The sequence below is a fragment of the Phytoamicus setariae genome (assembly GCF_016722925.1).
In the GTDB taxonomy this organism is placed as follows: domain Bacteria; phylum Pseudomonadota; class Alphaproteobacteria; order Rhizobiales; family Rhizobiaceae; genus Rhizobium_E; species Rhizobium_E setariae.
Map to the genome: position 1 here is coordinate 125,786 of NZ_JAEQNC010000016.1, position 12,667 is coordinate 138,452.

The 12,667-nt window shown below is 58.9% G+C and carries 8 protein-coding genes and 1 pseudogene; 3 read left to right on the forward strand and 6 right to left on the reverse strand.

Annotated elements, in window-relative coordinates:
• Window positions 1-70 precede the first annotated feature (70 nt).
• From JJB09_RS23035 to JJB09_RS23045, 3 genes are all read right to left on the reverse strand, one after another.
• Window positions 71-3,340, reverse strand: a complete 3,270-nt coding sequence (locus JJB09_RS23035) for an SPOR domain-containing protein (protein WP_201663442.1) — start codon at window positions 3,338-3,340, stop codon at window positions 71-73.
• Window positions 3,341-3,403: 63 nt separating this feature from the next.
• Entirely contained in the window at window positions 3,404-5,164 is a 1,761-nt protein-coding gene (argS, locus tag JJB09_RS23040) for an arginine--tRNA ligase (RefSeq protein ID WP_201663443.1), read from the reverse strand.
• A 65-nt stretch (window positions 5,165-5,229) separates the two neighbouring features.
• Window positions 5,230-6,447 (reverse strand): deoxyguanosinetriphosphate triphosphohydrolase, encoded by a 1,218-nt coding sequence (locus JJB09_RS23045; RefSeq protein ID WP_201663444.1) that lies wholly within the window; start codon window positions 6,445-6,447, stop codon window positions 5,230-5,232.
• A gap of 144 nt (window positions 6,448-6,591) precedes the next feature.
• Here JJB09_RS23045 and erpA point away from each other — a divergent pair, with 144 nt between their 5' ends.
• Entirely contained in the window at window positions 6,592-6,924 is a 333-nt protein-coding gene (erpA, locus tag JJB09_RS23050; protein ID WP_201663445.1) for an iron-sulfur cluster insertion protein ErpA, read from the forward strand.
• Window positions 6,925-7,042: 118 nt separating this feature from the next.
• Window positions 7,043-7,828 (forward strand): exodeoxyribonuclease III, encoded by a 786-nt coding sequence (xth, locus tag JJB09_RS23055; RefSeq protein ID WP_201663446.1) that lies wholly within the window; start codon window positions 7,043-7,045, stop codon window positions 7,826-7,828.
• On the opposite strand, the gene JJB09_RS23060 is transcribed toward xth, so the two are convergent.
• The 3 genes and pseudogenes from JJB09_RS23060 to JJB09_RS23070 all read right to left on the reverse strand — a co-directional run bounded on the left by JJB09_RS23060 (window position 7,829) and on the right by JJB09_RS23070 (window position 11,199).
• Complete coding sequence (locus tag JJB09_RS23060) at window positions 7,829-9,103, reverse strand: zinc metalloprotease (protein ID WP_201663447.1); 1,275 nt, start codon at window positions 9,101-9,103, stop codon at window positions 7,829-7,831.
• 202 nt (window positions 9,104-9,305) lie between these two features.
• Window positions 9,306-9,575: pseudogene (locus tag JJB09_RS23065) on the reverse strand (glutathione S-transferase family protein); the annotation flags it as partial.
• A gap of 115 nt (window positions 9,576-9,690) precedes the next feature.
• On the reverse strand, window positions 9,691-11,199 hold the full coding sequence (locus JJB09_RS23070) for a DUF1254 domain-containing protein (protein WP_201663448.1): 1,509 nt from the start codon (window positions 11,197-11,199) through the stop codon (window positions 9,691-9,693).
• 279 nt (window positions 11,200-11,478) lie between these two features.
• On the opposite strand from JJB09_RS23070, the gene JJB09_RS23075 reads away from it, so the two are divergent.
• Entirely contained in the window at window positions 11,479-12,471 is a 993-nt protein-coding gene (locus JJB09_RS23075; protein ID WP_210341805.1) for an AraC family transcriptional regulator, read from the forward strand.
• Window positions 12,472-12,667 lie beyond the last annotated feature (196 nt).

Below are 12,667 nucleotides of genomic sequence, written 5' to 3' on the forward strand. Positions count from 1 at the left end.
TGACCGCGCGGCGGTCACCAACAGAAAACGCGGGGGCCAAATGGCCCCACGCGCGATGATATCAGCAAAACTACTTGGAAACGAGGCAGCTGCCGCCCGCCTGCTTGTACTGCTCGCACAGCGCCTGGGCTTGCTGCTTCGAGCCGGCAGGGATGCGGACCCGGTAGTAAGTGCCCTTGTTCTTGATCTCCGCCTTGCGGATGTCGACACCACGGCCGCCAATCACGCTGGCGAATTTGGAAGACAGCTTGTTGTAGGAAGCCTGTGCATCCGACTCCGAAGGCAGGGAAGCAATCTGGATGACATAGGAGCCGGCCGGCACGGCCACGTTCTCGGCGGGCTTGGCGACGGGATCGGCCGCAGCCACTTGCTGGACGTTACCGGCGTCATCGACCGGACGAACATTACCCTGATCAGTCACGGCACCCACAACGTTCACCGGCTGATCGACCGGGCGGCTCTCGGGAACCGGTGCCGTATCGTTGGTAACCTTCATCGTCTTGACGACCCGTACCGGCGCATCGACTTCCGCATTGGCAGCTTCGGCAAGGGCGGACTGATCGGCATTGTCGATGGATTTTGCCGGAGCCGCGGCGACCTTTTCCGCTGCAGAGTTGTCTTCAGCAACTTTCGAAAGAACATCATCGTCAGTATCGGCTGCCGGCTTTTCGTCCAGCGCAGCAAGCTTGTCTGCCACGGGATCGGCCGCAGGCTCGACAGCCTGTTCGGTGGGCTTCAGTTCAAGTCCCTTGGTCACGGCGGAGGACGCCTGGTCCACCGCGCTCAAGCGTTCCGGGACATCTGCCACAGGCTTTTCGACCGGCATGGCGACTTCGCGGCTCACAGGCTCGGAAGGCGTGACGTCTGCGGGGACCATCTCCTCGCGTGCCACAAGCGTGCCGTCCGAACGAACCACCATCGTGCGAACCTTCCTGGGGGCCACACCACTTACGACCTTGTCGGAAGTTGATACGTTTTCGTCATCGGCGCTTTCCGGCAACAGACGCGGATCAGCGGTGTCGGGCGTGTCGGTGGCGAACGCCGCACCCTCATCGTCCATCGGCAGGTTTTCAGGCATCAGGGTCTTCTGGACCACGTCGACCGGTTCTTCGTTCGAAGTCACCAGCCGCTCCTGCTTTCCGGCATCCTTCGTGTCGCCGGCTACCCGGTCATAAACGGCCTTGTCCTGGTTGGGCACGGTCTGCCCGCCCTTGTCCTCAGGCACAACCTTGACCGGTTCCTTATCGGCCAGAATGATCTTCGGCTCACCATTGGTCGCAAGCACCGAGTCACTACCGCCAATGTAGGCGTAAACGCCAGCGCCCCCGAGCAGCACCACGGCAGCTACGGACGCGGCCAGAACCATGACGTTGCGGCTCTTCTTCGGTCCATCGACTTCGCTGTCAAATCCGGCTGGCGACAGCGCGACGCGATCCGGATTGACGTTGGTGCGGTTCTCGGTCAGCGACTTGCGGAAATCCTCCTCAAGCGCGCGCTCGAACTCATCGAGATCGGCGCCAATGACGAGCGCAGGCTGCGCGGAAGCCGCGGCGGCAGGTGCAGGACGGACAGGTGTCGCCATCTGAGGACGAGCAGGCGGAGGCGTGGTCGCACCGCGTGCAAAGATGTGGGCCATCTCCGCATCGATATCGATGTCATAGTCAGGCTGGGCCGAAACCAGAGTCTCATGGTCTACCGGCGGGGCCTCGGGAACATCCATCTCGGCGATTGCTTCGACGACGTCGTCTTCGGTCGAGATCTGCGTCGGATCGAAATGCAGCGAAGAATAGTCTTCCGGCTCCAAAGCCGTAGGTGCAACCAGCGCAGCATAAGGTTCGGAACGCGGAGCGACGACTGGCGGTTCAACGACCACGTCTGCAATATCGGCCATCACCTCGGGACTTGCCGCAATCGCATCGCGCGTCACGACATCCGTTGCCAATGTTTCGACATCAAGAAGATCCAGTTCGATCTCGCTCAGATCCAGTTCAAATGCACTGTCGTCGAAAGGTTCGATGACGACAGCCATGCTGTCGGTGGGTACAGAGGCGTCTTCGGCTACATGGAGCGCCGATACCGGCATGCCGCCAGCGACTTCAATATCGTCCTCGACCGAATTTAGCGAGGGCTCGGTTCTGGCGGTTTCATAGTTGGACCGCGAAGGGGATACCGCGGATGTCGCAAGAACCGGCGTCTGCCGAGGCCACCTTACAGTCGGACCAGCTACCGGAAAACGCTCGACATCGTCGAGCAGCGCATCCAGCTCAGCATTGCGATAGTTAGATTCGCTTGCGCCCGGATTGTTTGAAATGACGGCATCGGAAGCAAGCTCGGCGGCAATGGCCTGCGAAACGACGACTTCGTCATCGATGTCTGCCTTCACCGGAATAGCGGCGAATGTTTCGCCCAGAACCGCATCAGAAGCGCCCGCCTGCGCAGCCTGCTCATGCTGCAGTCCACTTGCGACATCCTGCCAACCCTGTTCGGCGGAGAAATCCGCGTCGGCATGCAGGGGCGCATCGACGACTATCTCCGCTTCAGAATCGGCCACGTCGGCCACGTCCAGCGCGGTGAAATCTTCATAGAGCTGCTCGTTGAGGTCATGCCAGTTCTCGGCATACGCAGCGTCTTCCGGCTGATCGCCCTGTTGGTCGAGTTCGGCTTCAGCCATGTCGTCGGCGGTTTCGAACCTAGCAGGCTCGTCGGAAGCTGGCAGCGCGACCGGCTTGTCAGCCGCGGTAGGCCAGGCGATATCGGCCGCACCATCGTTGTCGATATGGGGCTGGATTTCGGAAGCTTGCTCGTCACCCGGCATCACCGCAACAGCTGCGGGCAGGCCCGGAAGCTCTGTCTCAGGGGCTGCCGCCGCTATTGCTGGCTGGCCAGTCCTTCTGGCGTCGAAAGCGGCAAATTCGCGGAAGATCTCATCTTCCAGTTCGAAGACCGGATGGGAAACCGGGCGCACTGGTTCGCCAGCAAACGGCGCCTCAAGGTTCGTTTCCACAGCGCGGAGATCGCGAGCGACCGATATCGGCCCGGGCTCGATGGCCGGCTCAAGCTCAACAGACGGAGGCTCGGCAACGCTAACAACGGCCTCGGGAATTTCAATAAAAGCATCGCTGACCGGCTCGATACGCTCAGGCGCCTCGAACTGCTCGAACTCCTTGAGAAGCTCTTCCTCAAGATTGAACTCAGGCTCGCGGCGGTAGCTCGCGGGCCTGACTTGTTCCTCGTTGAGCGGTTCGAAGCCGACGATCCGGGCGAGCTCCGCCATTGGATCGTCATCCGCGAAAAAACCGTCGTCGGCGTTTTTCTTCAGCAAAAGCTGCTTGTCTGCCATCTATACCACTCAACTACGCTCGAAAGGCCCAATTGCCAGAGCATTGTGGGGAAATGGTGACAGCTATCGCATTTCTTCCGGTGCAGAAGTCCCGGTTATTGACAAACCGGATTTCAACACCGCAGCAACAGCACGCACCAACCCTAGTCTGGCCACCGACAATTCTCTGTCCTTATCGTTAACAAAACGTAAGTCAGGATTTTCCTTGCCCTTATTCCAGTGGCTGTGGAACAGAGAAGCCAGATCGTACAGGTAATACGCGATCCGGTGCGGCTCCATTGCGGCAGCTGCTGATTCGATGACCCGTGGGTATTCTGCCACTTTTGCCACAAGCTGCAACTCATTCGGATCGCTGATCAGCTTTTCCGCCAAACCTGCGAGATTTGCAGTGGTTACATCGAGATCGGGGAAGGCTTCGGCTGCCTGCCGGAAGACCGACGAGCAGCGCGCATGCGCATATTGCACGTAGAAAACCGGGTTGTCCTTGGAGTGCTCCGTGACCTTGGCAAAATCAAAATCGAGCGGTTCGGAATTTTTCCGGTAAATCATCATGAAACGGACCGGATCGGCACCGACTTCGTCCACCACATCGCGCAAAGTGACGAAATTGCCCGAACGCTTCGACATCTTCACCGGCTCACCTTCACGGTAGAGCTTGACGAGCTGGCAAAGCAGGACAGTCAGCTTGGCCTTACCTTCCGAGACGGCACGCGCAAGCGCTTCCAGGCGCTTGACGTAGCCACCATGATCGGCGCCGAGCACGTAGATCATGTCGGTAAAGCCGCGGTCGTACTTGTCCTTGAAGTAAGCAACGTCGGCAGCGAAATAGGTATAACTGCCGTCCGACTTGATCAGCGGCCGGTCGATGTCGTCACCAACTTCGGTCGAGCGGAACAGCGTCTGTTCGCGATCTTCCCAATCTTCCGGCAGCTGTCCCTTCGGCGGCGGCAGCTTGCCCTTGTAGACATGGCCCTTGTAGGTCAGGTCGTTGATGGCTTCGAGAATCGGCCTGCCGTTGTCGGCGTGCAGGGAACGTTCGGAGTAAAACACGTCGTGATGGACGTTGAGGGCTGCCAGATCCTCGCGGATCATCACCATCATCGCTGCAATCGTCTTGTCCTTGATGATCGGCATCCATTCCGCTTCGGTCATGCCGCGCAGCTTGCTGCCGAATTCAGCCTTGAGGGCTTCGCCAACCGGCACCAGATAGTCGCCCGGGTAAAGTCCCTCCGGAATTTCACCGATATTTTCGCCAAGCGCCTGACGGTAACGCAGGAAGGTCGATTTTGCCAGAACGTCGATCTGCGAGCCGGCATCGTTGATGTAGTATTCCTTGACCACGTCGTAGCCCGCGACCTTCATCAGATTGGCGAGCGCATCGCCGACCACGGCGCCACGGCAATGGCCGACATGCATAGGCCCGGTCGGGTTGGCCGAGACATATTCGACGTTGACCTTGCGGCCGGCACCAAGTTCGGACTGGCCGTAGCTGCCTTCAAGGCGGATCACGCCTCCGAGGAACCGCTGCCAGTACGCCGCGGAAAGACGGATATTGATGAAGCCCGGGCCGGCAACCGCAACCTCGGCGATATCGGCATCAGCCGAAAGATGCGGCAGGATGGCATCGGCAAGCGCGCGCGGCGACATGCCCATGTGCTTGGACAACACCATTGCGGCGTTGGTCGCCAGATCGCCATGGGCGGCATCGCGCGGAGGCTCCACGACGACGCGCGAAAGATCAGCGCCTTCGCGCTTGTCTTCCGGCAGCACCTTGTCGGTCAGTATCGCCTTGATCCGGGTTTCGAATTCCGCAAACAGGTTCATCGTATTTGTCCTTCCGGCCATCGAAACACTTTCGATAACCCAGTCTTTACCATTTGGGCGGGTGCCTATCGCAAATCGGGAGTGTGGTCAAACAATCGCCTGTGGGCGGCGATGGCATAGGTGTCGGTCATCCCGGCAAGATAATCGCCGACGTGACGCGCCTTGACGTGTTCCGGCATCGTCTGGATCGTGTCGTACCAGTAATGGCTCTGCATTTCGCGCGGCTCGATCATGAAGGCATGATAGAGATCGGTGACGATTTGGGCCGCGCCGGCGCGGATCCGCATGATGTCCGGATGGCGATAGATATGCGTGAACAGCAGCTTTTTGATCTGCTTGTCGGTCACGGCCAACTCGTCCGAAAAGCTTGCGAAGGTCAGCCCCGCCTTGCGAACATCATCTGCGCTCTCGGGCCGATGCTGCCGCAAGCGGGTCTGTGCTACGCCGATCACGTCCTCGACCATGCGGGTGATCTGGCGGCGCATGATTTCATGGGTGAAGCGGCTGGCTTCGAGGCTGGGATAGAGATCGCGAACCTCCTGCATCAGCTTGTCGAGAAATGGCACCTCCTCCAGCATCTGGAAAGTCAGATAGCCCGACCGCAGGCCGTCGTCGATATCATGGGTATTATAAGCGATGTCGTCGGCGATCGCCGCGACTTGCGCCTCAAGGCTCGCGTGGTTTTCCAGTTCGAGATCGTGAATGGCGCAATAATCAAGAATTGGCTGCGGGACCGGACCGCGTGTGCCCTGCCCGTCCGGCCCGACGAGCGGACCATTGTGCTTGACCAGACCCTCCAGGCTTTCCCAGGTCAGGTTCAGGCCGTCGAATTCGGCATAGCGGCGCTCGAGCTTGGTGACGATGCGCAGCGACTGGGCATTGTGGTCGAAGCCGCCATAGGGTTCGAGCACCGCATGCAGCGCGTCCTCGCCGGTATGACCGAACGGGGTATGACCAAAATCGTGAACCAGCGCCACGCCTTCGGCGAGGTCTTCGTCCAGCTTCAGCGCGCGGGCTAGCGCCCGGGCCACCTGCGCCACCTCGATCGTGTGGGTCAGGCGGGTGCGGTAATGGTCGCCGTCGGCGGCGATGAACACCTGCGTCTTGTGCTTCAGGCGGCGAAAGGCCGTCGTGTGGACGATGCGGTCGCGGTCACGCTGGAAATCCGAGCGTGTCGGGCTCGATCCCTCAGCAAACAAGCGACCGCGTGACTGCCAGGGATTTGCAGCGTATACCGCGTGTTCACCGACACCAAAACCCAATGCACTCGTATCAATCGTCATTCCGAATTGTACCACCCCATTGACGCCACGTTTGAGCCTTCATACCTATAGCAACAGGCCTGTAAAAGCACCGACATTGTCCGTTGCTAATATTTCGCCCCGATACAACCGCCCCACGGACCTTGAACCCGGCTGGAGAGGACAATGACGACACATACAATTTCGATGACCGACGCGGCTGCCCGCCGAATCGCGGCAATCGTCTCCAGAGACCAAAGCAAGACTGCACTGCGCGTTTCCGTCGAAGGCGGCGGCTGCTCCGGTTTTTCCTACAAATTCGACCTGGTCGCCGACCGCGCCGATGACGATCTGGTGATAGAAAAGAACAATGCCCGCGTGCTGATCGATTCGATGTCTGTCATCTACATGGAAGGCTCGGAGATCGACTTCGTCGATGACCTTATGGGGCAGTCCTTTCAGATAAAGAATCCGAACGCCGTCGCAAGCTGCGGATGTGGAACGAGTTTTGCCATTTGACCCTACAGCGCCGCGGGTCATTCAAGACGCGGCCAGGACGCTGTAGCATTTTGAATTTACGCATAGTCCTTTCTCCGGTTTGAAGGTTATGCGCTACGGTCCGACCGAAAGGCCACGCATGAAAATCGCCACCTGGAACATCAACGGCGTCCGCGCCCGGATCGAAAATCTCGTGGCGTGGCTCAAGGAGTCGAACCCCGATATCGTCTGTCTCCAGGAAATCAAATGCCAGGACGACGCCTTTCCGCGGCTGGAGATCGAAGCACTCGGCTATCACGTCGAGACGCATGGCCAGAAGGGTTTCAACGGTGTGGCGATCCTCTCGAAGCTCAAGCCGGATGAGGTGATGCGACGTCTGCCCGGCGATGAGGCCGACGAGCACGCACGCTTCATGGAAGCCGCATTTTCTGTCGAGGGCGGTGCGATCAGGGTGGCCAGCATCTATCTGCCGAACGGCAACCCCTCCAACGATCCGGTCAAATACCCATACAAGATCGGCTGGATGGGACGGCTCGAAGCCTATGCCCGCGAGCGCCTGGCGCTTGAGGAGCCGCTGATTCTCGCCGGCGACTACAATGTCATTCCCGAACCGCACGATTGCTGGGATCCCAAAGTCTGGGAAAATGACGCTCTATTCCTGCCCGCCACCCGTCAGGCGTTTCGAAAGATAGAGCACCTCGGCTTCACCGATGCGGTGCGCGCCACGACCGACGGTGTCCCGACCTACACGTTCTGGGACTATCAGGCCGGTGCGTGGCAGAAGAACTGGGGAATCCGCATCGACCATCTGATGCTGTCGCCGGAAGCCGCAGACCGGCTGACATCCACCGTCATCGAAAAACATGTCCGTGCCTGGGAAAAGCCGTCGGACCATGTGCCAGTCGCAGCCTATTTCAGCTTCTGATCATTTGGCCAGATGCGGAAATAGTCTGTCGCATGCATATATGATCGCATGCGCATGGACGGCCAGGGCCGCATAATACCCGAAACCGGAAAACAGCCGTTCGCTGACACTCATTTCGTCGAGCGCCTCGCGGGGCTTGACGGAGCCCATGGCTGTAAAACTCAGCAACGCCATCACCGCCAGTCCGCCGGTCAGCGCCTCGACTGGGACGCCGGAACGCCAGCCCGTCCACAGCACGCCCGCAGTGACCAGGAATGTCGCACCGAGCAGGCCGTCGCGGGTCGGAAACACCTGCTTGAGCACCTGACCGCCGTCGAAGCGCGACATCGGCAGCAGGTTGAGGAAGTTGAAAGCTCCGAGAATCAGCAACAGCAACAGAGCCGGATGGGCCAACTCCCCCATGGAAGCAGAACCTTCCGCCGCCATATGAAATGAAATTACCACCGGCACGAAGAACGCCGATAGTCCGGCGCCCATCAAGGCGCAAGCCGCCACCTCGAACAAGCGATTATAGGGACGCCCGCCAATCGCCACACCACCCAACAGCGGAATGAAGATCATCCGGACGCCGGAATGGCCAAATGCGCGATAGGCGGCAAGGTGCCCCAGTTCATGCAGGGCGATGACCACCGTCAGCATTGTCGAGATCATCAAACCCCAGGCCGTGAGGCCAAAAAACGGCCAGAGAATCAGCGTTGAAAGCACCGCGAGCAGCGCTTGCGTCGATGGCCGCTCAAAAAGCCCTGATCGCTCGACCTTGCCAGTCTGCAGCCAACGTTCGAGCTGCTTCATCTCCCTCCTCAGCATGAAGAATCGGAAGAGGAAGAACGCCAGACCCCGGTAGCGATCCGTCTGCTCGATGGTGAGCTCGGTGCCTCCATGGAATGCTTCGACGACGCGACGCTCCCGGTAGTTGGCCCAGAATGCCGGGTCCAGCGCGCTGTCCTCGACCACCCGCGCATCGTAGCTGCGGCGCTCGGTCGTTTCAGCCGCCTTGATCGCCAACGTTCTGATAATGGGATTGCCGCGACGATCGGAATGGGCGAAGCGCTGGACCACCCTGCCCGTCTGGGCACCGGGCTCGCTGGACAGAACGGTCGGGAACCACAGCCTGTCGCGACCAAGTGGGTAGACCATATCCCATATGCGTTCCGGCCTCGCGCCGAGAATGCGCGTCAGACGAATCGTGCGAACGCCGATCGGCGCTGCGAGAAGCAGCCAGATCAGACCAAGATTGACGATCAGCAGAATCAGGGCTGGTGTCGTAAGCGCCATATCCGTATCCGCTCCAAAATGAGATAAGCGGACAGTATGAGCGACGTGCCATTAACGGAGTGATGGGCGATTGGATAAAATGCGAGGTAATCCCGCTTGCCTCGGCAGAGAAGCCTTTGAAAACAGCCTGAAGTGGGTCGGCAATCCATCTGGCCCATCGAGGTCATCGGATGACCGCTGTTGGCGGCGCAGCGAACCTTTGTCAGCCGGCCGATGCGGCGGTGAAAACCGTCAACTGAGCGTCGAAAGCACGCTTGTATGCGGGCCGCGCTTCGCCGCGGGCAACATAAGCGGAGAGGTTCGGATATTCGTCCAGTATACCTGATCCTTTCAACCTGAGCAGCACCGACACCATCAGAAGGTCACCGGCGCTGAACGCGCCGTCGAGCCAGTCGGCATCGCCAAGGCGACGGAAAAGTTGGCCCAGCCGGATTCGGATGCGATCCTCGACCCCGCGCAGGCGCTGCTCGTACCCCCGAGCAGATACCGATCCGACAGAACAAGTCGGATCGGCTTTACTGAGTGAAATCAGTAGCTGCTAGCGGCTATGTGGCTGTCGCGAATAATTTTTCGAGTGCATTTTGATCCTACTTGACCGGTTCGAATTCACCCGGCTTCCAGGTCTTGTCGAACCACGGCTCTAGCGGGCCATAAAGGCGCAGAAGGACATTCCACCCCTTGCCGGGAACAGTCTGCACCCAGTTGGCCTCATGACCTTTCGGTGCCGTCGGGCCGAACCAGACATCCACCGACGAGTCTGAATTGACGACAAGGTCCTTCTTGTCGCTGCCTATGCTTGGGAATTGCTGGTCTGTCTGCAGCATCGATCGGGTCTGGTTGTCATAGGCCACGAATGACCAGAAGGTCTTCGCCGGGATGTTCGGCGGCAGGTGAATCTTGTAGGTCTTACTGCCGTCGAGGGGCTTTTTCTCGCTGTCGGTGGTCGCTCCGGCGTATTGCGAACCGATGCCGACACGCTTTATCGCCATAGCCGGGGTGATGCCCGTCGCATAGTAGTGAAACAGCACCCGCGCATCCAGGTAGCGAACGCCGGGCTGAAGAAGGAATTCGTAGCTACCGCCGACAAAACCGGTGAACCACGCACTATCGGGATAGTAGTATGCGTCCTTCATCCGCGCGTTGAATGTGATCGTGCGCGCCGTTGCGTTGCCGACCGCTACGGCTTCGGTCAGGATTTTCTTCATGCGCTCGTCAGGCGCGAAGGGCTTGCCCTTTTCGATGCCGATGGCGGCAAGTTGGCCCAGCACTTCCGGGTGATAAGCCTCGTTCGGTTCGTACTGAACGATGTCGTTCACCTCCTCGTAGAAGTGGAAATCGTTGGAATGGATTGTGTTGAATTCCTTGCCGCTAATGTTGCTAAACTTCATTGCCGGCGGATTGCCGGCCTCCGACAAGCGGTACACTTTAGCAAACGTCTTCGTGTTCTCGACGGCGGTTTTCGTGCTGCCGTCTTCAAGGAAGCCTCGCCAGAAAAACAGGTTGCCGTAGGTCGAACTCCGAAGCACGAAATAGCCTTCCGGTATCTCGCCTTTGTAACCGGGGGGCAGCAGCAAGTACTTGCCGCCCTTGCCCCGGTCAGGACCCGCATTTCCGACGTCCCCGACATATTCGAACCAGTGGGTATCTATCATGCCCAGGATGTTCGGCGGCGTTTCGATCACCAGCGGCCCCGCTTTGGTGTCGAGCCACATCAGGTTGTAGATGCTCTCGGTGTTGCCAGTGAGAAACAGCGAACGCGAGTCCATCAGGTCTTCGAAGATCAGGACTGTCTGGTTGTTGTCCGCACCCTGGCTGGCAATGCCAACCCGTATCGCTTCGGCCGACGCACCCGGCATGGCATTGAGAAAGGCGTCGACGCCCCGCATGAAGTCGAGGTTGTCGTAGAGTTTTTCGGAGGTCGCCTTGTCCGGGAAACCATCGTTGAATCTCAACGTCCCAAGTCGTGTTTCGACGCTCTCGGGAGTGATGATGGAATCGGGTATCGGCGTCGTCATCGTCATCTTTGGCGCAGTCTGCCCTTGCGCGACTCCGGCAAGAAATACAAGCGCCGAGGTCGCGCCGAGCAGGTGTTTCATCGACAAAATCATCATATCGTTCCTTTATCAGGGTCAATTACTGCTAAGACGTTCAACTGTAGTAGCGTGCGATATGGTTAGACAGGCGATTGTGACAAAAATGTTTTTCGCGCGCAACTTGCGAATCTTCAGACCTGGCACCTCCGACGCAGCACTCCAACCATTGGCCTATCCGCTTCAGCGCTGCACAACTTACTCGCGAGGGCCTTTCCTATAAGTCGCATACTGCTATAGTTCACGTGTTCCGTCTTGCCTTTTCATGCCAAGTGGGTGCCACGGATGTTGAATTCTTCACCTTCGATCAGGATCGGGACGATCCTGGCCATTGCGCCCTATCTGGCGAAGCACGACGTCTCTGCGATCGAGTTTTGCAGACGCCTCGGAATTTCACCAAACGTATTCCAGAACGCCGATGGCTGGCTTGCGCGTGCCCAGTGCTTCCGCTTGGCAAATGAGATGGCGACCATCGCAGGGGACCCGTTCGCAGGCGCGCATGTCGGCTTCTCGACCGACCTCCGCGACCTTGGCGGGTGGGGACAATCCGTTCTCGCTGCAAAGGATGTGTCACATGCATGCGCGCTTGCGTCAGCCAACGTGACTTCGATCCATCGCGGTTCAGATATACGCCTCCTGGTGGAGGGCAAGACCGCTCGAATCGTCTTTCGCTTCGCGGACCGTTGCGAATTCGATCCTCGGCAGCTCATCCTCGGTAGCCTGGCGGTCCTGCGAAAAGTGCCTCTTTTGGCGGGGGAGCCGTCCTGTGTAAAAGTTCGACTGACTGCGGCGAAGACGCAAGGGGTCGAGGCGTTGGAGGAGTGCCTGGGATCTGGCATCGAACTGGGTTGCGAGCATGACATGATCGAATTCGATCGCGAGTTGCTCGGCCTACCGCTCAAAATCGCGGGAAACGAACCCACGAAGGCAACGACGGCCGTGACCTCGACGGTGGCGGTGGCACGACTGCTCGGCGACAGGCTCTCAGAGGATCATGAGTCCAGACTGGAAGTCGTGGCAAGAAGAGTTGGCGTGTCAGTCCGTACACTGCAGAGGCGCCTGAAATACTGTGGCGTCGAATTTGAGGAACTGCTTGACGACACCCGGCGAAGTGAAGCGATGCGGCTGATCCGTGAAGGCGGTCATAGCATGACTGAAATCGCATACAGGGTGGGATACAGCGATCCCGCGCATTTCACGCGCGCGTTCAGACGTTGGACAGGAATGGCGCCATCTCGCTTCCCAGGCCAGGATGGGGAATCGTTCTCTCCCTGCTAAGGCCGCGGCGCCACAACGGCCAAGAGAACAGAAAACGAATTCGTAGCTATGCCTGTTTTACGGCCAGACACATAAGTCATGACCTCCACCAAAGGTGGAGGTTTGAAACGCTGCGCTTGAACCGCTAGAAGCGGTTTTGCTATAGATTAGTAGCTACGATTAAAGAGGTCGGTAAAGTCGGAAGCTTTGTCGACCT

Excerpts from the sequence above, each read along its gene's own strand:
- JJB09_RS23075 (WP_210341805.1), top strand. The coding sequence starts at position 11,479 with ATGTTGAATTCTTCACCTTCGATCAGGATCGGGACGATCCTGGCCATT.
- argS (WP_201663443.1), bottom strand. The coding sequence starts at position 5,164 with ATGAACCTGTTTGCGGAATTCGAAACCCGGATCAAGGCGATACTGACC.
- JJB09_RS23035 (WP_201663442.1), bottom strand. The coding sequence starts at position 3,340 with ATGGCAGACAAGCAGCTTTTGCTGAAGAAAAACGCCGACGACGGTTTT.
- JJB09_RS23060 (WP_201663447.1), bottom strand. The coding sequence starts at position 9,103 with ATGGCGCTTACGACACCAGCCCTGATTCTGCTGATCGTCAATCTTGGT.
- JJB09_RS23070 (WP_201663448.1), bottom strand. The coding sequence starts at position 11,199 with ATGAAACACCTGCTCGGCGCGACCTCGGCGCTTGTATTTCTTGCCGGA.
- erpA (WP_201663445.1), top strand. The coding sequence starts at position 6,592 with ATGACGACACATACAATTTCGATGACCGACGCGGCTGCCCGCCGAATC.
- xth (WP_201663446.1), top strand. The coding sequence starts at position 7,043 with ATGAAAATCGCCACCTGGAACATCAACGGCGTCCGCGCCCGGATCGAA.
- JJB09_RS23045 (WP_201663444.1), bottom strand. The coding sequence starts at position 6,447 with ATGACGATTGATACGAGTGCATTGGGTTTTGGTGTCGGTGAACACGCG.